Source organism: Haloferax litoreum (genome assembly GCF_009674605.1).
Lineage (GTDB): Archaea > Halobacteriota > Halobacteria > Halobacteriales > Haloferacaceae > Haloferax > Haloferax litoreum.
Genome location: NZ_WKJO01000001.1, coordinates 1,230,124 through 1,251,351, shown reverse-complemented (window position 1 = coordinate 1,251,351; position 21,228 = coordinate 1,230,124). Strand labels below are relative to the sequence as shown.

Sequence of the window (21,228 nt, the reverse complement as noted above, 5' to 3'; positions counted from 1 at the left end):
CGCACTCTCGGCCTCAGTTCCCATCCTCCCACCCGCGCGCCCGGCACACCACCATAGCCGTTCTGGCCTCCCCCGGCACGGCGTGTGGCGTCACCACCAGGGCGCCATCCTTTACTTTCGAACAACTAGAGTGGCGTCTCACGTCGCAGAGAGACGACACAGAACTGGCGTCGTGAGACGCCTAGCCGAGCAGTTGCGTGCGAACCCGTTCGAGTGCGTCGCGTTCGGTGAGGAGTGCGAGTTGGTCACCCGCTTCGACGACCGTTCCGGGGAGCGGAATCGTCATCGGTTCGCGTGCTCGGCCGTGGGCGTAGACACGCCCATCGGCACCCAAGTCGATACTGGCGACGTGTTCGCCGATGACCGGTGCGCCTTCGGGGACGTACACCGTCGTGAGACGGAGTTGGTCGGTCAGGTCGCCGATTGCGTTGAAGTCGCCGCCGAGTAGTGCCGTCTTCGCGCCCGCAGCACCGAGACGTTCTGGGTAGACGATTTCGTCAACGTCGTCGGCGTATCGCTCGTATATCTCCTGTCGGTAGTCCTCGCTGATTCGCATGACGGAACGACAGCCGAACTCCTTTCCGAGCATACACGCCGCGAAGTTGATGTTCGGGTCGCCAGTCAGTCCGCCGACGGCGTTCGCGGACTCGATGCCCGCCGACTTCAGGACGCTCTCGGTCCCGCCGTCACCGAATATCGCCTGAAACCCCTCGTCGAGAGCCCTGTCGACTTTCTTCTCGTCGTTGTCGACGACAGTCACGTTGTGGCCCTCTTCTCGAAGCACGCGCGCAGTTCGAGAACCTACGCGACCGTATCCCACGATAACGACTTTCATGGTAGTACCATACACACCAGTCGGCTAAAAGATAGCCCCCGTCAGGGTCGGGTCTGTTCGAGTCGCTCCGTGAGCGACTCGATAGTGTCAGAGAGCGTGGCCGTCCCGAAGAGTGCCACGAGGACGGCACCCACCGAATCGAAGATGAGGTCGACGAGCGTGTCGTCGAGGCCGTACTGAACGAGGATGGCCTCGGTACCGGCTGCTTCGGCCGCGAGACGGGCACCGAACTCGAGGACTTCCCAGAAGACGCCGACAGCGAGGGTGAAAAGCAGGATGTAGACGAACATGAACTGTCGAGGGAAGTGAACGGCGTCAGTGTGCGCTTCGATGGCCCGCGCCGCGGTGTACCCGACGGCGGCGACGACGCTCGCCGAGAGCGTGTGGGTGACGTGGTCCCACCAGTCGATGTAGTGGTACGGTCCGAGCATCCCGATTGCGTGTAACAAGACGGCCGTCGTCAGCCACATCCCCAAGAACGGGTGGAGCCGAATCTGCCAGTCACGTCGGAGTACCGCCGGGAGAAACGTGGCCGCGAGGGCGAGGAGTGCGTTGACGACGACGCTCAGGTTCCGCGTGTACACGCCGGCGACGAAGATGAGACCGATGACGAGTTGGATGAATCGGCTGGCGATTCGTTCGACGTGCCACGAGCGCATGTACCAAGAGAGAGGGCGTCTGTCCGGAAAATTACACTGTGTCACTAGCTAGCACGACTACCGACACCGTTTTTCCTTCAGATTACATACGACACTTCGATGATGGCCACCACTCACGCCCTCGCGGGTGTCGTCCTCGGCACCGCCGTGTGGGCGTTGGTCCCCGAGGCCGGGATGCTCCCCGTCCTTGCGGCCGCACTCGGCGGCCTGTTCCCCGACTTCGACCTGTACGCAGGCCACCGCAAGACGCTCCACTTCCCAGTGTACTTCAGCGCACTCGCGGTGCCTGCGCTCGCAATCGCCGCATGGAACCCGACGACGACGACGCTCGCCGTCGCACTGTTCCTCGCAGCGGCCGCACTGCACTCCGCGTCCGACGTTCTCGGCGGCGGTCTGGAACTCAAGCCGTGGCTCGGAACCTCTGAACGCGCCGTCTACGACCACTGGAACGGCCGATGGCTCGCCCCGAAACGCTACGTCCGGTACGACGGGTCCCCCGAGGACCTCGCGCTGACGCTCGCCTTCGCCGTCCCGCCAGTCGTCGTCTTCGACGGCCTCACCGAGACGCTCGTCATCGCCGCAGTCACCGTCTCGGGCGTCTACGTCCTCCTGCGGAAACCGATGGTCGCAATCGCAGAACGCGCCGTCGCGGCGATTCCCGACCACCTCGTCGACCACGTGCCCGAACGGTTCGTCCGAGACCTGCGGTAGACGGCCACCCCTTTTCACGCGGTATCTCCCCGAGAGCGACGCGTCGACCACGCGGCAGAAGACATTTATCACCCGCTGTCGGGGGTGAACGTAACGAGATGTTTCATCGGTGACAGACCAGCGACGCGCAGTCCGTGACGGGTACGACAATCTCGCCGACGTGTACGACCAGCAGCGAAACGAGGACGCGCCGCCGGTACTCGACGAACTCACGACACGTCTCGACTGGGGAGACAGCATCCTCGACGTCGGGTGTGGACAAGGGACCCCAGTGACGAGTGCGCTCGCCGAAGACTTCGACGTGGTCGGAGTGGATTTCTCACGTGCGCAGTTGGAACTCGCCCGAGCGAACGTCGCGAACGCGAGGTTCCTTCAGGGCGACATGACCGCCCTCCCCATCGAGTCGTCGTCGTTCGACGCGCTCTGTGCCTTCTATTCGCTCATCCACGTGCCGGTTGCAGAACACGAACAGGTGATTGCGGAGTTCTCTCGGGTGCTTCGACCCGGTGGCAACCTCCTCTGTACCGTCGGCGGTGAGGCGTGGGAAGGGTCGAACCCCGATTGGCTGGACAGCGGCGTCGAGATGCGGTGGAGTTTCCCAGACATCGAACAGACGTACGAGATACTCGACCAGACCGGGTTCGACGTCCTCGACGAGTTCGTCGTCGACGACGAACTCGGGAGTCAGTACCCGTTCGTGCTGGCGCAGTTCGATGCGAACTGAATCGGGGTCACAGCCCCGCCTGTGCGCCTCGTTTACCGACCGGGCGATTAATCACTCGGGCGGCAGAGGTGTGTGTCATGTCCTCGTCCTTCGGCGTCGGCCACCTCCACAGAGGTGCATCGAGTCTCGATGAGAGACCGCACACCGAGGACGAACCACGTGGTCGCTGCGGGGTCGGCGCGCCGTGAGCGACACGTTCTTCCAGCGGTTCGACGAGTGGGTGGCGGCGTTCGACGACGTGGAGTTCGTCGAAGGCGAGACCGACGAGCACCACACCGAGAGCGTGGTCACACTCCTCACCAAACTCGTCTTCGTCCAGACCCTCGCGGACTACGGCGTCATCGAGGCTGATTGGCTTCAGAAGACGTGGACCGAACACGAACGGGGCCACGGCCACGACAGCAGACACGCAATGCTGGATTCCTTTTTCACAGACGTGAGCGAGCACGTCACCGCGTACTGTGACGTCGACCTGTTCACACGGGATGTCTACCCGACGGTCGAACAGTCGGAACCGGACGCCGAGACGGTTGCGGGGAACGTCGCTGCAGTCGTGGGCGTCGCCGCAGACGACAGTCAGGACGAGAAGACAGGGGTGGCCGACGTCGATTTCGCGCAACTCGACGAGGACGTCTTCGGCCGAATATACGAGACGTATCTCGCCGACGGCCGAACGGGGCGTGGAATCTACTACACGCCAGGGTACGTCTCCAGGTCGCTCGTCACAGACACCGTCGGCGTCGAGTTAGAAACTGTCGCGGCCCGGTTCGAACACGCAGTCGAGACAGGGCGGTGGGACGCCGCCGCCGCCGCCGCGACGGAGTTCACCGAGTTCACCGTCCTCGACCCCGCCTGTGGGACCGGGTCGTTTCTCGTCGCAGCGTTCGACGCCATCCGTGACGAGTACGACCGACTGTTCGAGTGCCTCGACGCCGCACGACACCCGCGTCGGCAGTCCGAAGGGGAAGAGACAGGCGAGAACCCGTCAGAAGGTGAAATCGAGCGCATCGAAACGCTCCTGCGGACACTCGGGTACACAGAAGACGAACGAGGTGAACTCCGTCTTCGAGAACGGGAGTTCGCCGCCACACTCGTACTCCGGCACGTTCACGCAGTCGACCTCGATAGCAAGGCCCTCGAAATCGCGAAACTCAACGTCTGGCTCGCCGCCGTCGGCCGTGACCCCGAGTTCGACTGTGGCGTCGAAACCCGCCGTCACTCCGAGACCACAGAATCAGGCGAGACGTCCGTCGGCGGGTGCGACTGGCCCGAGTTCGAGATGAACTTCGGGTGTGGTGATTCACTCGTCGGACTCCCCGATGAGCGGGTACAGGACGTGCTCCACGCGCAGTACGACGCGGAGATGCGAGCAATCTCACACGCCCGTGTTGCCGCCCTCGACGACCCGCGAGAGCGAGAGTCACTCAGACGAGCGGTGGACGTACTGAGACAGATTCGGCCAGAACTCGACGCGGTGTTCGAAGCGTCCGTCGAAGACTCGCAGGCGACGGTGGCACTTCTCGACGAGACGACGCCGTTCCACTGGCCGCTCCAGTTCTGGCACGTGTATCGGGATAGCGGCGGATTCGACTGCATCGTCGGCAACCCGCCGTGGGTGACGCACGGGAGCGAACACGTCACGCGCTTCCTGACTGAGCGCTACGAGTACCAATCGGGCCAACCGGACCTCTATCGGTACTTCCTCGAACGGTCCTTCACGGCGACGAATGGGTGCGTGGGCATGGTGACGCCGAATACGTGGCTCTCGATACCCGGTGCGAGGAACCTTCGGCGCGTCCTGTTACGCAGTGCGCGACTCACGACGATTGCGTTCGTGCCAGACTCGGCGTTCACCGACGTTGGCCAGAACAGTATCGCAGTCGTCGTCGACAAACAGGGACCGCCGACAGTCGTCGAGTCGAGCGACGACGACTTCGACCGGGGCGGAATCACCGTCGGCGAACTCACGACAGATGGTGAGTTCCAACCAGTTCGGACCGTCCCGCCGTCGAGTATCGAACCGCCGGCGTACCACGTCAACCCCTACGTGGGTGCAGAAGAATACGCGATTACCGCGAAGATGACCGCGAACGCGACCACGCTGGCCGATATCGCCGACCTGACCGTTGGTTACCAACTCTATCACCGGAGCATCCACACTCCCGCGGAAATCGAGAACGAGGTGTTCCACTCCGACGAGAACGAACACGATGCGCACGTGCCAGACACGCGTGCTGCGTCGCTCGGGCGGTTCCACCTCGACTCGTCGCCGACGCAGTACGTCGATACGTCTGCCGAGTTCTTCCGAATTCCCCCGAAACGATTTCTCGACGGCGAAAAGGTCCTGTTACGCGAGGTGCCCTCGAAACGAGAGACCGGATTGATAGGCGCTCGCTCGACGACGACGAGACTCTTTCCCAAGTCAGTGATTTCGGTCGTCCTGACCGACGACGACTACGACTACCAGCACCTCCTCGGCGTGCTGAATAGTCGCGTCGCGTACCTCCAGTCGCTCGTCACCGGTGAGAAGATGGGCCAACACCTCTTCCCGCGCGTGTCGCTGACGCAACTTCGTGGCCTCGCCATCGAGGGGACGACAGAACTCACACCGCTCGTCGAACGCCTCGAAGTACTCTCTGCGCGCCGGTTCCACTTCCGACGGGCGTGGGAGCGTCGCGTCGAGGCACAGACAACTGCGGACCGAACGCTCGCGTCAATTCTCGGAGTAGACCACTCGGCAGACGACACCGAAGAGAGGTCCGAAGCGTGGGTTGTCGACTGTTCGATTGACCCAGACGGCGACAGTGACGTACTCGAACGGGAGTATTCGGCGTTCGAATTCGTCGGCGACACCGAGAGGCCGTCGGGCGTCCTCTACGGCATCGACGACGGCGTCGAGACGGCGTTGCTCAGCGTCGGGTTTCGAACCCGCGAACAACTCCAGTTGGTGTCGCTCTCGGTGGCGGCGTTACTCGACTCGCGGGTGAACGTCGACCACTTGCGGCACGTGTTGGAGAAAACCGTCGTGTGCGGCACTGGTGAGGCGTCTGTCGAACCGGTAGTTAGACTCATCCGCGAGGTTCAGCGCGAAGTGAGCGACGTCGTCGGAAGCGATGCCGACTCGGACACGCCACCGACGGATATCGTCCGCATCGAGGCGGCGCTATCGGACGCACAGATGGAACTCGATGCGGCCGTTTTCGACCTCTACGGCCTCACACCGGCGGAAGCACGGGCCGTCCTCGACGTCTTGGACGTCCGTGAGATGGTCGCAGAAGAGACGATTTCGAGACTCAGTCGGCTACAGACGGCAGCGAGAGACGAATAGTCGCCCACGCCAGTATCGGCAGGTCACCTCAGTCGGTCGGTTCGGGGTGGCCGGACGCGGATACCTCGACGCGGGACTCACGGCGGTGGAGCAGGTACGCACAGACGATGGCGACGACGCCCGCGGCGGTGGCGATGCCGAACGCGACTCGGTAGCCGGCGGGGGTGTAGACCCGAGCGCCGGCGACTGTCTCGCCCGTCCAATAGGCGTCGAGCGCGTACCCCATCACCGCCGGGAAGACGGCGGCACCGAAGTATCCCATGCTGTTTATCGCACCCGTCGCGGTTGCGCTCGCCGACGCGGCGTGGCGCTCCTTGGCGACGGTGAAGGCGATGACTGCGCCGCCCATGACGAAGAGCGCCGCGAAGAGCAACACGCCGGCGAGGAGCAACGGCGGGGTCACGAAGAGGAAGATGAGGCCGTACGCGAGCGTGAACACCACGCAGGACCCGAGGATGAGTTCGGTTCGGTGGCCCAGTCGGTCAGACAACGACCCCATGAGTGGTGACCCGATGAGGAACGCGACGTTCCCGGCGAAGACGACCAGCGAGGCAGTCCGGACCGACACGTCGTAGAGGTCAGAGATGTACGGGACGCCCCACAGACCGAGGACGGTGAAGTTCGTCCCCAGCACCAGAAACAGCATCGTCCCCATCAACCACGTCTCGCCTTCGCTCAACACTCGCTTCGTGTTCTCGACGACGGTCGAAAACTCGATTCGGGTCGTCGGCGGTTGGACGCCGTCGAGCGGTTGGAACCCTGCGTCGGTCGGGCGGTCACGGACCACGAAGAACGTCACAGCCGCGAGTCCGACACCGCCGACACCGACGGCGAGGAGCACCGACCGCCAGCCTGTACTGTCGATGGCGATGGCCAACGGCGTTGTCGCGAGGACGCCGCCCATCCCCGCCGCGGCGATAGTCCACCCAGTCATCGTGGCGAACTCGTCCGGCCGATACCAGTTCGCGAGGAACCGAAGCGTCGCCGTGTAGAGGACGCTCCCGCCGAGGCCCAACAGCGCACGCGAGGCGAACGCGAGGGCGTAGGTCGGTGCGAGCGCGAACCCAAATACGCCGAGGGACATCACGGCGAGGCCGGCGGCAGCGACCCGGCGCGACCCGACCCGGTCCACCAAGATTCCCGACGGTAACTGTAGCGCAGCGTAGATGTAGAAGAACGCGGCGTGCAACATCCCGAGTTCTGCACCGGTCGTGTCGAATGCCCGCGAGAGGTCGTCCGCGAGGACCGCAGTGGTCACCCGGTGGAAACTGACGAGAAGAAATCCGACCGCGAGCAGTGCCCACAGCACCCATCGCCAACGCGTCGGATGTGCCCGAATCGAGAACCGTGCCATATCATCCGTGACATACCCTGTGTGTAAATGTCTGTCGCGGGACGGCAAGGCACACCACAGTTGCTACCACACCCCAAAATGTTAAGATGTGGAACTGTGTTCTGTTCTGATATGAAGCATACTGGACTCAAGCTTCGGATGGCCGTCTCCGGGACGGTCCTGTTCGCGTTCTACATGCTCTTGGCGACGGCCGTGTGGGAGGTACTCGGGTCTGTCGTCACTGTCGTCGTACTCACGGTGTTGTTCGTCGGTGTCCAGTACAAACTCGGGAAGTGGTTGGCACTGCGAAGCATCGACGCCGAGGAACTCCCCGAAGACGAGTTCGCCGACGTTCACCAGACTGTCGAGTCGCTAAGCGCAGAGATGGGAATCACGAAGCCGAAACTGATGTACGCGCCGATGGGGGCACCCAACGCGTTCGCCGTCGGTCGACAGGGAAGCGGCGTCGTCGTACTCGGGACGGAACTCATGCAGATTCTCGACGACGACGAACTCAAAGGCGTCATCGCACACGAACTCACCCACCTCAAGAACCGTGACGTGGTTCCGATGGTCCTCGGGCAGAGCATCGCCATGCTGTTCGGGTGGGGCGTCTACTTCGTCGTCAACGAGGCCATCGGCGGTATCGTCGGGTGGATTCTCGGGTGGATTGCGAGTATCATCGCGCAGTTGCTCGTCACGGTGTTCGTCCTCGTCATCTCGCGCGTTCGGGAGTACGCCGCCGACGAAGACGCCGCCCAGTACACTGGGAACCCCGAGGCACTCGCCAGCGCACTCGCAAAGATTGGCCACGTGAACGAACAGGTCGAACGAACCGCCATTAACGACAGCGTGAGCGCACTGTGCATCTTCGGTCAGCGCGACGGTATCCTCGCCCGTCTATTCGCCTCACACCCGCCGATGGAAAAGCGCATCGCGCGATTACAGCAGCTGTCTGGCTGAGAGCGACACCGACTCGGTTTGGGACGGAACCGACCCGAGTAAAAACTGACCCCGTTTTCTGGCCGTTCCCGCCGATACTCGCTGAATCTGACAGCAACGAGGATTTTTGTATCTATGCGATGATTTGACATGTGTTACCATGCAAGCCGCACGACTCCACGAGTATACCGACGAGATGAGCACCGCCCTCCAGATAGACGACATCGAGCGCCCGACGGTTTCGGCGTCGAACGGCGTCGTCGTCGAAGTGCAAGGTGCGGGGTGGTGCCAGACAGACAACCACATCATCGAGGGAATGTGGGCGGAGTACGTCGACCAACCGCTTCCGATGACGCTGGGTCACGAGAACGCGGGGACCGTCGTCGAGACGGGCGACGAGGTGCAACTCGTCGAAGAGGGCGACCCAGTAATCTGTCACCCGGTCCAGACGTGCGGCATCTGTCGTCCGTGCCGGCAGGGGGAAGACATGTACTGTGAGAACAGCAAATTCAACGGTCTCACGACCGACGGCGGGTTCGCCGAGTACCTCTCGACCAACGAACGCGCTGTCATCCCGCTTCCGGACGGCGTCGACCCGATAGATATCGCGCCCCACGCCGACGCCGGCATCACCGCCTACCACGCCGCGAAAAAGGCCGTTCACGAACTGAATCCGGGTGACACCGCCGTCGTCATCGGCATCGGCGGTCTCGGTCACATCGGCCTCCAGTGCGTGGACGCGATGAGCGCACCGGATATCGTCGCTGTCGACGTGAAAGACGAGGCTCTCGACCTGGCGACAGCCCTCGGTGCGAATCACACGATTAACCCGACGACGGACGACGTAGTGGCCGAAATCGACGCACTCACCGATGGAACCGGCGCGGCACAGGTACTCGACTTCGTCGGCGCTGACGAGACGACGGGGTACGCCCCTGATATCGTCGCCGCCGGCGGCGACCACCACATCATCGGGTACGGTGGACACGTCCACGAACCGTCGCAAGCACTCGTCAACGGCGAGTTCTCGTTCCGTGGAACGCTCGTGGGCCAATACACCGAACTACAGGAACTCGTCGCCCTCGTCGAACGCGGCGACGTCGAACTCAGAACGACTCGATACGGCCTCGACGAAGTGAACACCGTCGCCGAACATCTCGAACACGGCGAAATCGAAGGACGTGCGGTGATTACGCCGTAGCGACGACCCGAGTGGCACCCGCGCCCGAACACGGGATTCTGATTTATGACGGCCCAGTGAGAAGTGAGTGCGTGATGGGTTCGCTCACCGACCTAGCGCGACTCCGAGACAGAGACGACGTCACGTTCCACGAGGAATCTCACGTCATCGAACCGACGGCGTTCGACTCCGTCTGCGAGGGGCTTACGAGTCACCTCGTCGTGGGCGTCGTCAACGATACCGGGTCGGTGTTACTGGTGGATGACGGGTCCCACGGGTGGACCCTCGCCGCCTTCTCTATCGATGCCGACGACGACTGGAGTGTTCGCGCCCAGAACGGAGTCGAGCAGTTGACCGGCAGCAGTGTCGAACTCAACGCACCTGAGCGTGTCCGCCGTCTCGACTATTGCGAGGCCGGCACAGACCGGAAACGGACAGTCTACAATATCGTGTACCGGACGACGACTGTCGAGGGACGACCGGTCGCGGCGGACCCGAACGTCGGTGGCGAACCAGTTCGAGATATCAGCTGGTTCGACGCGGTTCCGGCGGGGTGTGAGGGCGTCGTCGCCGACGATATTCGGTTGTTCGTGGGGTGAGGGAACACCCAGAGTGAGTGGATTTTATGAATCATGTTCGACAAATAGCAGTGATGAATCCTGTCTACCCGTTGCTCTCAATCGTATTCGGACTGATCGGAACTGCGACGGGTGTCTTCATCGTTCGAACCCCTTCTCGTGCGATGGCGGTTCTGATGCCGCTGAACCCATCGAACCCATCTCGAATGACGATTCGCGCGTATCGAGCAATCGGTGTCGCAGGAATCCTCGGCGGCCTCTTTTTCATCTCGTTAGGACTCGTCGGCCTCTCACTCGTCTTCTGATTTGGGGCGTGTTCGCTGTCTGAATAAGTGACATCGACAGCTCGCGATGGTGAGTTTCAGAAAAAGCCTCGGCCGGGATTTGAACTCACTCGCAAATCGGAGATTTGCTCGCTGCTCAAATCCGGCTACGGCTTCTGCTCGTCACGATGTTCCTCGCAGAAAGCCTAGGCCGGGATTTGAACCCGGGCTCTCGTCCTTACCAAGGACGCGCTTTACCGCTAAGCTACCCAGGCACGCATTCCTTCGTTGTCCGGGTTTGTCTTTAGGGGTTTCGATTTGAATCGCCCCGGAACCATGGTAGCGTATGTCGATTATCGGTCAGCTGTCGAGGTGACCGGGTCGTCGCCGGACCCGCCTCGATAGAGTGCCGCGATACGCTCGACGGTCGATTCGGAGACCGTCTCTGCGGCAGGCGGCAAATCACCATCCTGTGTCTTCGCCAACCCGGCCGCGTATTCGACGAGCGCAGTCGGTGGTGGTGACCCGACTGCAGTCGTTCCGGCGACGACTGCCAACGTACAGATGTTGACTTCGAGGTTACTGTCGAGGACAGCACGGTCGGTGTCGGGGGCACTGCGGAGGCGCGTCTGGTCGCGTCCGAAGGCCCGAACCGTCTCGACAGCGTGGTCGGCCGCTTCCGTCCGAGCGAGGAGGTAGAACCCGCGCGAGACCAGCACGTCTGCAGCGAGGATGTCCAAGTCGGCGTCGGTGTCGCCGTCGGGCGAATCGAGGTGCACCCACGGTTCGTCGCGGGCGAGCAGTCGAGTGAGCCGAAGCCCCTCGTAGATGAGTTGCACTCCGGCGGCACGCGTTGCCAAGCCGTTCAGGTCGACGTTGGGTTCGACAGCCCGCGCGCTCACGAACGTGAGTACCGCCGGTGTCAAGGAGGCGGCGTCGAGGCGTTCGTCCAGCGCTGCACGGAGGGCATCGGGCTCGATATCCGACAGGGCCTCACGCGCAGCCTCACGGGCTCGCACGGCGTCGTCCATCGGCCGAGACTTACGGTTGGGAGGCCAAAGACCTTTGGAAAACCACGGCACAACGTGGATATGATACGGACGACAGACGATGGCGACCTCCGGGTCGTGACCATCGAACGCCCCGAACGACGAAACGCCCTCAGACCGACAGACCTCGACGACTTGCGGGCCGCTATCGACGACGCCGACGCACCGGTCGTCTTGCTCCGCGGAAGTGGCCCAGCGTTCTGCGCGGGTGCTGACCTCGACAGCGTCGCCGAACTCGACGACCCGGAAGCGTTCGCCAGACAGGGCCAGCGTGTGGCGGACACCATAGAGCAGTCATCGTCGGTCGTCGTCGCCGGTATCGACGGTGCGGCCCGCGGCGGTGGTGTCGAACTCGCCCTCGCCTGCGACGTTCGAGTGGCCACACCCCGAGCGACACTGGGCGAACCGGGCGTTCGAATCGGTCTCTTCGGGGCGTGGGGAGGAACGGTTCGTCTTCCGCGCATCGTGGGCGAAGGTCACGCACTCGAATTCTCGCTGTCTGGCCGCGTCGTCGACGCCGACGAAGCACTTCAGATGGGACTCGTCTCCCGAATCGTCGACGACCCGTACGAGGTTGCCGCTTCGATGGCCGAGAACGAGCATCAGTCGCTCCGAATCATCAAAGAGCGTCTGCGAGACCGGAGTGACGACGAGGCGCGGTTAGCCGAAGAAGCGCGCGGGTTCGCAGAACTGCACCGGGCGAACGTCGACGATATCGCGACGTCGCGAGAAGAATAGTTACAGGTTCAGTTCGGACGGTGCGGGCGGCATGGAACGCTTGTGGGCGCTCCGTTCGTAGAGTTCGACCACACGGTCGATTTGCTCGTCGGTCACGTCGAGGTGCCGGATGGTGGCAGATTTCGACAGTGGGCCATCGATGTGGAGTGCGAGGATGGCGTCGAGGACGTCGTAGGTGAGCCCCAGTTCTGACTCGTCGGTCTGGCCGCTCCACATCTCGGCAGAGGGGGTCTGGAGGACGAGGTCTTCGGGGACGCCGACGTGGGCGGCCAGTTGGCGGACCTGTTGTTTGTAGAGGTTTCCGATGGGGTTGCAGTCGACTGCTTGGTCGCCGTACTTCGTGAAGTACCCCGTCATGGCCTCAGAGCGGTTGCCCGTCCCGAGGACGATACGGTTCTCGTGGTTTGCGACGAAGTAGTTGAGGACGCCGCGAGTGCGAACGTAGACGTTGCCGGCGGCCATCCGGTCGTTCGCCGCCTCGGGGAACGTGTCGAAGAACGTCTCCGCGATGGGCTGGATTTCGACCACATCGTACTCGATGCCCAGCATCTCGGCGACACCCTCCGCGTCGCTCATCATGTCTTCGGCGTTCGCCACGCTCGGCATGACGAGGCCGTGGAGGCCGTCTTCACCGAGGGCCTCGACGGCGAGGAAGGCAGTGAGCGTCGAGTCGATGCCACCGGAGAGACCGAGCACCGCGCCGTCGGCACCTGCGGCGTCGACGGTGTCACGGATGAACGTCGTGATGTGTTCGCGGTGGGCTTCCAGTTCGGCCTCCGAAAGACGAAGGTCGATGGGCGCACTCTCCGAGAGAACGTCGATTTCTGTCATTGAATCCGATTAGAACCCAGAGGGCAAATAGTCACTCGTCGGCGAGAAAGAGTGGACGGCCGTCCAGTTCCGTCCACCCCGGGTTCTGGTGAAGCGCTACGTTCAAGTGCCAGCGCAGTCTACGAATTTTTGCTTCGGAACGAAGCGATGTGCGCCATGGTCGACCGAACGAAGTAAGGTCGAGCCCAGTGCGAATGAGATGAGCGCCGATGTGTTGTCGAACGAAGTAAGATAACGCTCGGGGCACGAGCGAAGCGACGTGCGCCGATGGTCCAGTGGTAGGACACGAGCTTCCCAAGCTCGAAGCCCGGGTTCAATTCCCGGTCGGCGCATTCTGTGACGAACGAATGTGAGGAGCGAATGCGCTCCGGAGGGAATTGAATCAAGGAGCGACCGCAAGGGAGCGATTGGGGTTCAATTCCCGTCGGTTCGCTCACTACGTTCGCTACCCGACGTACTCACACTCGCTTCGCTCGCGTGAGTCCCGGTCGGCGCATTCTGCGACGAAACTCGACGAAGAGCGACAACAGAGAATTCCCCGGCCGCAGACCTCAGAAGAACAATTCCTGTACGTCGTCGAATTCGACCGAGTCCGAACGGAACACGGGTTCGTGTGCACGCTGCCGAACCGCAGTGTGACGTTCGAGGGCGGCGTCGAATTCGAGAATCGCCCGCTCGATATCGCGTGCAAGCGTATCGAGTTCGTCGTGAAAATCTTGATTTTCGGCCATGCTACTACGAAGATTGGTGGGGAGCGATAAAATGGACTCGGCCGAGACCAGTCACCGGAGGCGGCGCGTACAGTTCCAGCAGAGGTCGAACGTCGTATCGGCTTCGTTTTCAGCACCACACTCGGGGCAAATGCGCTCACCCGTCGGTGTCGTACGAACGCCCATCCGAGACCGGTCGTCGAAGGACGCCGCGATTTCCGGGTGGACGTAGCGGTCCATCCGGTCGGCGTCGCGGCCGGTCCCGTCGCTCATCGTGGGTTCACCGCCGTTGACGAGGTACCGATAGACCAACAGCTGGAGCAGGGTCAAGCCGAGGGCGTAAATGACGATCCAACCCCAGACGTCCATCACACATTGACCTACGTTAGCATGCTATATCGGTTCTTCGGTCATTTTCAGGTCGTAATCGCATCATAGCCGTGCAACACGCAGAAACAGTGGGGAAGGGTGCGTGGTCTCACAGAAGGTTTCACAGAAGCACGGACGGCGCACGACGCTGGCCGCGAGACTACCCGGTTCGGTGGGGGTTGACCGGACCGCCGAGGTCACGGCCGAACTCGTCGAACGTTTCGATGTCGTCCGGCAGTTTGTACGGAATCTCTCGGTCGTCGGCCAGTCGCTCACCGCCCGCGTCGAGGGGTTCGGCGACGTCTTCGAATCCGGGCTTGATTTTCACGCTCTTCGCTGGCGCACCGACGGCGATGTGGTGGGCAGGCACGTCGCCCTGAACGATAGCCCGAGCACCGACGATAGCGTTCTCGCCGACGTGGTTCCCGGCGTTCACCATCGCGTCGTAGGTGATGCGGGCGTCATCACCGATTTTCGTGTGGTAGTTTCGGACTTCGGTCTGGTCGACGACGTCGTGGGCGTGACTGTAGATGTGGACGTTGTCGGAGATGGAGACGCGGTCACCGATGGTGAGTTTGCCTCGGTCGTCGAGGTGAACGTCGTCGTGGATGACGGTGTTGTCGCCGACGGTGATGTTGTGGCCGAACGAGAACGTGACGCCCTTGAAGATACGGAGATTGTCGCCGGCGTCTTCGAAGAGGTGGTTGGCGAGCATCTGCCGGAACCGGAGGGCGAAGTCGACGTTGTCGGCCATCGGCGTCGCGTCGAACTGCCGCCAGAGCCACTGGAGTTGTTTCGAGCGTTTGAACTTCTCGTCGTCTTTTTCCGCGTAGTACTCGGCTTCGAGGGTCGCGTTGCACGGGTCGTATCCCTGTAGTCGGACCCGTGTCGCGGGCGAGACGGGTTTCCCGTTCTGCCAACGCTCCCACGCTTCCCGGTCGCCGAAGAGGTCGATGAGTGTGTCTTGGACGACCTGGCACGTATCTTCCTCCGAAGAGAGGCGACCGTCTACGTCGTCGATAAAAGCCTGCAAACCGTCTTCGGCGTCTTCCGGAAGCGAAACCTGTACCTTCGTCATTACACCCTCGTTAGCCGTCGACGTTCAAAGGGGTTCGGTTGTGCATCACCCGCGACAGCCCGTGAAACGGCAACATTCTCTGGATTCGGTGGTCGAGGTCGAACTCGGCGTCGTGAGCGACCACTGACAGCAACGACGACCGAGAATGGTGAGACATATCCCACCCGACAAAGTTCATCCATCTATGAGTGAAGAGTTCGCAGGAGACACGCCGGCGTGGACACGGGACCACGCCGCCGGACTCCACCGCGACGATTCGAACGTCGCGCCCATCATCTATCCACCGGACGAGCGACTGGACGACGGACTCCACATCTGGGATACGTGGTTGCTCCGCAACCGAGACGGGTCTATCGCCGAAATCGACGGCCGTCGCGTCATCTTCGCGCTCACGTCACCGTCTGACCTGCTCCCGGGTAAGCGCCACGACGTGGCGACCATCCGGTATTTCTACTCGACCGACGGCGAAAACTGGACGACTGGTGGCCGCGTCTTCGACGACGGCACACTCGGACAACGCCAGTGGGCCGGGTCCGCGATGTACGACCCAGACGGCGACGACGGTGAGGTGTACTTCTACTACACCGCGGCGGGCGAAGACGACGCCGAGGAACTGACCTACACCCAGCGCATCGCCCTCGCGACGGGCGGAACGGTCCACACCGACGAGTCGGGCCTCCGAATCGACGGCACGTGGGACCACCGCGTCATCCTCACGCCCGACGGCGACTGGTACGAGCGCGAAGCCCAGTCGCGCGGGATGATATACACCTTCCGCGACCCGTGGTTCTTCGAGGACCCACAGTCGGGTGAGACGTACCTCCTCTTCGAAGCCAACACGCCCGTCCCCGAAGGCGCAGGCGAGTGCGGGGACTCCGTCTGGGAGGAGTTCAACGGGAGCATCGGCATCGCGCATTCACCGTCTGGGGACCCGACCGAGTTCGAACTTCGGCCACCGCTCCTCGACTCCGTCTGTGTCAACCAAGAACTCGAACGACCACACCTCGTCGTCCGCGACGGCACCTACTACCTGTTCATCTCCAGCCACGTCCACACGTTCGCACCCGGTCTGGAGGGTTACGACGCGCTCTACGGCTTCGTCGCCGACGACTTGCGCGGCGACTACGAACCGCTGAACGACCACGGGATGGTCCTCACCAACCCCGAGAACGCGCCCTTCCAGGCGTACTCGTGGCTCGTCTACGACCACGGCGACGAACTCCTCGTCACGTCCTTTTTCAACTACTTCGACTACAACCGCCCGAATCTGGACGACGTGTCCCTCCTCCCACCGGACGAACAGATGCGGCGCTTCGGTGGAACGCTCGCACCGACGGTCCGTCTCGGCCTCGACGGCGACCGGACAGGCCTCGTCGGTACCCTCGACCACGGACACCTGCCACTCCGACGTGAATCGCTCCCACCCTCGTGGTGGGACCAAGCGGACCGCGAGGGCGACGGCGGCGGGTACTACTAATCGACTGCGTTGCCAGTTGTCTCGGACTCAGTCTCGTTTTCGGGCGCCGAACGTCGCGTCGAGTTCCCACGCGTCGAGTGCCAGCAGTTCGACCGAGTCGTCGGCAGACTCGCCCGCGGCAACGACGGAGACGCCGTCTGCATCCGCACGTGTCGGATAGACTCGCGTCGTGAGACACCGGTGTTCGTTCGCGAAGAGTTCGAGGACGGACCCGTCGACGAAGACGCGAAGTGAGAGCGTGTCGCCCTCGACGGGCATCGACCGTGGTTCGCGGTCGACGTCGTGGTGGCGACTGCTGTGTTCTCTGTCGACCGTGACTCGTTCGCCATCGTAGTGGACGACGGTTCGCTCCATCCGAGTCGGTGACTCGAACAGACCGAGTTCGAACACGCCGTCGTCCTCGACAGAGACGTCGAGTGCGAGTTCGTACGCGTTGCCCGAAAGCGGGAGTGAGGTTCGTTCGCCAGCGACGAGCGAGGTTCCCGCCGGAGACAGGTCATCGAGGGAGACGTGTTTCTGGCGGAGTGTCTCCAATTCGACGGCCGGACGCTGTCGGAGGGTGCCGGTGTCGTCCACCGAGAGTTCGCGCGGGAGCGAGAGCGTCCCCGACCATCCGGCGTGCCACTGCGAGTCGACGCCGCGGCCCTCTTTTATCCATCCCCACGAGAGCGTCCGGCCCTCGTCGTCGACGGTAGACTGTGGGGCGTAGAAGTCGCCGTAGTCGAGGAGTCCCTCGTTTTCGACGGCGAAGTCTGGGGTGTCGAGGTCCGCCTGCCCGACGAAGTACCGAACCGCCTCGTAGTTCGAGACGTGGAAGAGGTCGTAGTCGTCGAATCCGAGCAGTTCTGGACACTCCCAGACGATGCCGTGGCCTTCGGTTCCGCCGTGGAGTGGGCCGACGTACTCCCAGTCGCGGAGGTCCGGTGACCGATAGAGGAGGGCGACGCCACCCACCTCCGCGATGGCCGACCCGATGAGTTGGTACCAGTCGTCGCCGACCTTCCAGACGGCGTGGTCGCGGAACTCCGCGGCCCAGTCGTCCGTGCCGAGGATGTCGATGTCGTCGGGGGCGGACTCGATGATTGGGTTGTCGTCGCTTTTGTCCCACGACCGGAGCATCGGGTCCGTCGTCGTCGCTAAACAGGGCAGTTGGTGGTGGTCGCGACCACCCGTGTAGAGAATCGTCGGGGTACCATCGTCGTCGACGACAGTGCACCCGGACCAGCACCCGTCTCGGTCCGGTCCGTCAGGGTCGGGCGAGAGCGCGACTGGGTGGTCTTCCCAGTGAATCAAGTCCTCGCTCGTCGCGTGGCCCCAGTGAATCGACCCGTGGAACGGTCCACCGGGGTTGTACTGGTAGAACATGTGGTAGGTGCCGTCGTACTGGATGACACCGTTGGGGTCGTTCACCCAGTTCGCTGGCCCGGCGAGGTGATACCGGGGACGGTGGTGGTCGTCACCGAGACGGGCACGCATCGCTGCAAACCCGTCCGCGTCGGTGGGCCGGTCCGTAAACGTCGGCCGGCGATGTGCAGGGCCACCGAGGAGAGCGAGAGCGTTTCGGAGGAAGTGTTCGTTCGCCCCCATCGTCTCGAAGTCGTGGCCGTGGTGCGAGAGGAACGACACCTCGGCACCGACGCCGTAGACGGCTCCCGCGCCGTGCTGCCACTCGACCACGGACTTGAGCGCGACGAGGAAGTCGTCGCCGTGAAGGATACTGGCCAGAATCTGTCCGTCTTCGGGGAGGATGTGCTCGTACCGGGCGAACGGACGAGGGGACTCGGGCGGTTGCATGTGGACGCCGAGCGTGTCGAATCCCTCGAACAGTGGGTGGTCGGCGTGAATCGACTTCGCCAAGAGGCCAGTGGGGTGCGGCGACGTTTCGGTCCCGACCGCGTCGGGTGCGACTGGGTCGATGCCCAGTTCATCCACTGCGGCGAGGGCGTTGAGTGTCAGGAGGACGCCGCCGCCGCCGCGCAAGTAGTCGTCGAAGGCGTCGGCACACTCGGCGGCGAGGTCCCGTCTGGCGCTGTCGAGTTGCAGGTCGCAGTGCCACCACACCACGTCGAACGAATCGAGGGCGACGGCACCCTCGGCGATGGCCGCGAGCGAGACTGTCTCGACGCTCGCAATCGTCGCCGCCCAGTCTCGTGCCACGCGTTGTTCGTCCGTGAGTTCCGTCACGACGACGAACCCGACGCGGACGGCAAGTTCATCCATTGTCACTGGCCTTTGCCGTCACCGGTCATGAATCTGCGGATTCGTGCGGGGAAACGCACACACAGTCAAAATCAGACGGAGTGGTCGGGGCCTCGTCTCACGGGAGCGAAACACACCCAATAAGTCACCTCGTTCCCTACGACCGGCTATGCACTACCGCGAACTCGGGACCTCCGGTATCGAAGTCAGTGAGGTTGGCTTCGGTGCGTGGGTCGTCGGGACCGACTGGTGGGGCGACCGCTCCGACGAAGACTCCATCGAGATGATTCACCACGCCATCGACCAGGGAATCAATTTCTTCGATACGGGAGACGTGTACGGCCTCGGCCACTCCGAGGAAGTCGTCGGCGAGGCGCTCGCAGACTACCGCGACGAGGTCACCGTCGCGACGAAAGTCGGCTACGACTTCTACAACAACCCGCAGGCCGGCCACGGCGAACTCCCCAAGGAGATTACCGGCGAGTGGGTTCGCGAGGCGACCGAAAAGAGCCTCGAACGGCTCGACATGGAGTACGTCGACCTGCTCCAACTCCACAACGCGAACGTGGACGAAGTCACGCCAGACGTGCTCGAAGCGCTGGACGAACTGAAAGAAGAGGGCCTCATCGAGGCCACTGGCTGGGCACTCGGTCCCTCCATCGGCTGGTTGGCCGAAGGCGACATGTCCATCGAAGAGGAGTTCGACGCACTCCAAATCGTCTGGAACATGTTCGAACAGGAAGTCGGGAACCACTTCCTCGACACCATCGAAGAGACGGGGTCGCAGACGAGCCTCATCGCTCGCGTCCCGCACTCCTCGGGACTCCTGAACGAGCAGGTCCGCCCCGAGACGGAACTCGGCAGCGGCGACCACCGCGGCTTCCGCCCCGACGAGTGGTACGAAACCGGCTGGGAGAAGCTCGAAACTCTGCGCTTCCTCGAACGCGACGGCGAGCGTTCCATGGCACAGGCCTCTATCGCGTGGCTCCTCGGCCACGACGCCACGGCGGCGGTCACGCCCACCTTCCGAACGAAAGACGACATCACCGAGTGGGCGGCCGCCTCCGACGTGCCGAAGCTCTCCGACGAGGAGATGCAACGCGTCGCCGACCTCTACGAAGACAACTTCGGCATCGACCGCTTCGACGGCATGGACGCCCTTCGCTCGTCCATCGGCGGGGACGACATCCGCGACGCCGGCCTCGACAAGCGCGTCGCCGAAGGCGCTCGCAACGAAGCGTAGATGGTTCACCTGCGGACCATCCTCGCTGTCACCGCCGTCGCCCACGCGCTTCTCGCGTGGTTGGTCAGCCTCGACGCCAGAAAACGCGGTGACGACGCCGGCCAGTGGGTCGCCAAGACGCTCCTGACCGGGGTATTCGGTGCTGTCGACTACGTCCGAAACGGTCGCTAACTGTCGGCGGCCGGACCCCCGAACTACTTTTTCATCCCCTGACAACAATCACGTATGTCTTCGCTCGACACCCTCCGCGAGCGTGGAGTCGGTGGATTCGTCCACGACCACCCGTGGCAGTTTGCAATCGCGATTGGATTCGTCGGTGCCGCTCTCGCCGTCTCCAACGGTGCGGCAATCTTTCCCGCGTTCTTCGGCATGTTCCTCGTCGGTGCCGTCCTTGGCCTCGGCTACTCCTACGCGATGGACTTCCTCACGGGAGACCTCCAATGGACCGGCAGGAACCGACAGACTGAGCCAGCGGATGCGGACCCAGAACAGGCGCTTCACCGCCTCCGTGAGCGCTACGCCGACGGCGAGGTGACAGACGCCGAGTTCGAGATGCGACTGGAGCGACTGCTGGAGACAGAAACGGTACCCTCCGCACGTGAGTACGTCTCGCAGACCAGCACTGAGCCTGAGCGTGAGCAGGTGTAGCACGACCAAAAGAGTCTCATTCACCCGCGGGTTGGAGAGAGACGATGCGACCGTCATTCGTCGAATTACTGCCCGACCTGCTCGAACTCCTCGTCTTCGGCCTCGGAAGCGCCGCACTCTCTGTCGCCGGCGCGTACATCGAACGCTTCGCACTGCTCACCATCGAACACGGAAACCTCGGATTCGGCGCGTGGGCCGTCGTCATGGGCGCGGCGGTGCTCTACTTCGCGTACCTCATCGGGACGGACAAGTTCCGCCCGAAGTTACGCGACGTTCGGTCTGCGCTCGCACAGGCCTGAAAAAGTAAACCGCAGTTTCTCGGTTCTGCCCAGT

General features: G+C 62.9%; 22 protein-coding genes and 2 tRNA genes. 14 read left to right on the top strand and 10 right to left on the bottom strand.

Annotated features, from left to right (window positions below):
* Positions 1-181: 181 nt before the first annotated feature.
* Together GJR96_RS06495 and GJR96_RS06490 are read right to left on the bottom strand one after the other, a co-directional pair.
* A complete protein-coding gene (locus tag GJR96_RS06495; RefSeq protein ID WP_151162190.1) occupies positions 182-835 on the bottom strand; it encodes a potassium channel family protein in 654 nt (217 codons plus the stop codon).
* A gap of 41 nt (positions 836-876) precedes the next feature.
* On the bottom strand, positions 877-1,494 hold the full coding sequence (locus GJR96_RS06490) for a hypothetical protein (RefSeq protein ID WP_151162189.1): 618 nt from the start codon (positions 1,492-1,494) through the stop codon (positions 877-879).
* 99 nt (positions 1,495-1,593) lie between these two features.
* Here GJR96_RS06490 and GJR96_RS06485 point away from each other — a divergent pair, with 99 nt between their 5' ends.
* From GJR96_RS06485 to GJR96_RS06475, 3 genes are all read left to right on the top strand, one after another.
* The gene (locus GJR96_RS06485; RefSeq protein ID WP_191965816.1) at positions 1,594-2,205 is read left to right on the top strand and encodes a metal-dependent hydrolase; all 612 of its coding nucleotides are present in this window, start codon (positions 1,594-1,596) and stop codon (positions 2,203-2,205) included.
* A 109-nt stretch (positions 2,206-2,314) separates the two neighbouring features.
* Positions 2,315-2,929, top strand: a complete 615-nt coding sequence (locus GJR96_RS06480; protein WP_151162188.1) for a class I SAM-dependent methyltransferase — start codon at positions 2,315-2,317, stop codon at positions 2,927-2,929.
* Between the two features lie 184 nt (positions 2,930-3,113).
* Positions 3,114-6,257: an Eco57I restriction-modification methylase domain-containing protein gene (locus GJR96_RS06475; protein ID WP_151162187.1), complete on the top strand. Its 3,144-nt coding sequence runs from the start codon at positions 3,114-3,116 to the stop codon at positions 6,255-6,257.
* Positions 6,258-6,285: 28 nt separating this feature from the next.
* Here the strand turns inward: GJR96_RS06475 and GJR96_RS06470 are convergent, their stop codons facing one another.
* On the bottom strand, positions 6,286-7,611 hold the full coding sequence (locus tag GJR96_RS06470) for an MFS transporter (RefSeq protein ID WP_151162186.1): 1,326 nt from the start codon (positions 7,609-7,611) through the stop codon (positions 6,286-6,288).
* Between the two features lie 111 nt (positions 7,612-7,722).
* Here GJR96_RS06470 and GJR96_RS06465 point away from each other — a divergent pair, with 111 nt between their 5' ends.
* The 4 genes from GJR96_RS06465 (at position 7,723) to GJR96_RS06450 (ending at position 10,595) form a co-directional block, all read left to right on the top strand.
* Complete coding sequence (locus tag GJR96_RS06465) at positions 7,723-8,553, top strand: M48 family metallopeptidase (RefSeq protein ID WP_151162185.1); 831 nt, start codon at positions 7,723-7,725, stop codon at positions 8,551-8,553.
* Between the two features lie 139 nt (positions 8,554-8,692).
* On the top strand, positions 8,693-9,733 hold the full coding sequence (locus tag GJR96_RS06460) for an NAD(P)-dependent alcohol dehydrogenase (RefSeq protein WP_151162184.1): 1,041 nt from the start codon (positions 8,693-8,695) through the stop codon (positions 9,731-9,733).
* A gap of 74 nt (positions 9,734-9,807) precedes the next feature.
* Complete coding sequence (locus GJR96_RS06455) at positions 9,808-10,311, top strand: hypothetical protein (RefSeq protein WP_151162183.1); 504 nt, start codon at positions 9,808-9,810, stop codon at positions 10,309-10,311.
* A gap of 53 nt (positions 10,312-10,364) precedes the next feature.
* Positions 10,365-10,595 carry a hypothetical protein gene (locus GJR96_RS06450; protein WP_151162182.1) on the top strand — a complete coding sequence of 77 codons (231 nt, stop codon included), beginning with the start codon at positions 10,365-10,367 and terminating at the stop codon, positions 10,593-10,595.
* A 161-nt stretch (positions 10,596-10,756) separates the two neighbouring features.
* Here GJR96_RS06450 and GJR96_RS06445 read toward each other — a convergent pair.
* Together GJR96_RS06445 and GJR96_RS06440 are read right to left on the bottom strand one after the other, a co-directional pair.
* Positions 10,757-10,828, bottom strand: a tRNA-Thr gene (locus GJR96_RS06445).
* 78 nt (positions 10,829-10,906) lie between these two features.
* Positions 10,907-11,584 carry a DUF7114 family protein gene (locus tag GJR96_RS06440; protein ID WP_151162181.1) on the bottom strand — a complete coding sequence of 226 codons (678 nt, stop codon included), beginning with the start codon at positions 11,582-11,584 and terminating at the stop codon, positions 10,907-10,909.
* 60 nt (positions 11,585-11,644) lie between these two features.
* Here GJR96_RS06440 and GJR96_RS06435 point away from each other — a divergent pair, with 60 nt between their 5' ends.
* Positions 11,645-12,340, top strand: coding sequence for an enoyl-CoA hydratase/isomerase family protein (locus GJR96_RS06435; RefSeq protein WP_151162180.1), 696 nt, complete (start codon positions 11,645-11,647; stop codon positions 12,338-12,340).
* Here the strand turns inward: GJR96_RS06435 and GJR96_RS06430 are convergent, their stop codons facing one another.
* Positions 12,341-13,171, bottom strand: a complete 831-nt coding sequence (locus GJR96_RS06430; RefSeq protein ID WP_151162179.1) for an NAD+ synthase — start codon at positions 13,169-13,171, stop codon at positions 12,341-12,343.
* Between the two features lie 261 nt (positions 13,172-13,432).
* Between GJR96_RS06430 and GJR96_RS06425 the strand changes: the two genes are divergently transcribed.
* Positions 13,433-13,503 (top strand) — tRNA-Gly (locus GJR96_RS06425).
* Positions 13,504-13,722: 219 nt separating this feature from the next.
* Here GJR96_RS06425 and GJR96_RS06420 read toward each other — a convergent pair.
* The 3 genes from GJR96_RS06420 to GJR96_RS06410 form a co-directional block, all read right to left on the bottom strand.
* Positions 13,723-13,902: a hypothetical protein gene (locus GJR96_RS06420; protein WP_151162178.1), complete on the bottom strand. Its 180-nt coding sequence runs from the start codon at positions 13,900-13,902 to the stop codon at positions 13,723-13,725.
* 51 nt (positions 13,903-13,953) lie between these two features.
* A complete protein-coding gene (locus tag GJR96_RS06415) occupies positions 13,954-14,250 on the bottom strand; it encodes a DUF7577 domain-containing protein (protein ID WP_058570906.1) in 297 nt (98 codons plus the stop codon).
* A gap of 160 nt (positions 14,251-14,410) precedes the next feature.
* On the bottom strand, positions 14,411-15,328 hold the full coding sequence (locus tag GJR96_RS06410; RefSeq protein WP_151162177.1) for an acyltransferase: 918 nt from the start codon (positions 15,326-15,328) through the stop codon (positions 14,411-14,413).
* A 184-nt stretch (positions 15,329-15,512) separates the two neighbouring features.
* On the opposite strand from GJR96_RS06410, the gene GJR96_RS06405 reads away from it, so the two are divergent.
* Entirely contained in the window at positions 15,513-16,805 is a 1,293-nt protein-coding gene (locus GJR96_RS06405; protein ID WP_151162176.1) for a glycoside hydrolase family 68 protein, read from the top strand.
* Positions 16,806-16,832: 27 nt separating this feature from the next.
* Here the strand turns inward: GJR96_RS06405 and GJR96_RS06400 are convergent, their stop codons facing one another.
* On the bottom strand, positions 16,833-19,025 hold the full coding sequence (locus GJR96_RS06400; protein ID WP_151162175.1) for a GH32 C-terminal domain-containing protein: 2,193 nt from the start codon (positions 19,023-19,025) through the stop codon (positions 16,833-16,835).
* Positions 19,026-19,173: 148 nt separating this feature from the next.
* Here GJR96_RS06400 and GJR96_RS06395 point away from each other — a divergent pair, with 148 nt between their 5' ends.
* From GJR96_RS06395 to GJR96_RS06385, 4 genes are read left to right on the top strand one after another with little or no spacing between them, the layout of a single operon-like run.
* Complete coding sequence (locus GJR96_RS06395; RefSeq protein WP_151162174.1) at positions 19,174-20,247, top strand: aldo/keto reductase; 1,074 nt, start codon at positions 19,174-19,176, stop codon at positions 20,245-20,247.
* Positions 20,248-20,418 (top strand): hypothetical protein, encoded by a 171-nt coding sequence (locus GJR96_RS18060; protein WP_191965815.1) that lies wholly within the window; start codon positions 20,248-20,250, stop codon positions 20,416-20,418. It abuts the gene before it with no gap.
* A gap of 54 nt (positions 20,419-20,472) precedes the next feature.
* Positions 20,473-20,895, top strand: a complete 423-nt coding sequence (locus tag GJR96_RS06390) for an SHOCT domain-containing protein (protein WP_225317705.1) — start codon at positions 20,473-20,475, stop codon at positions 20,893-20,895.
* Between the two features lie 44 nt (positions 20,896-20,939).
* On the top strand, positions 20,940-21,194 hold the full coding sequence (locus GJR96_RS06385; protein ID WP_151162173.1) for a hypothetical protein: 255 nt from the start codon (positions 20,940-20,942) through the stop codon (positions 21,192-21,194).
* Positions 21,195-21,228 lie beyond the last annotated feature (34 nt).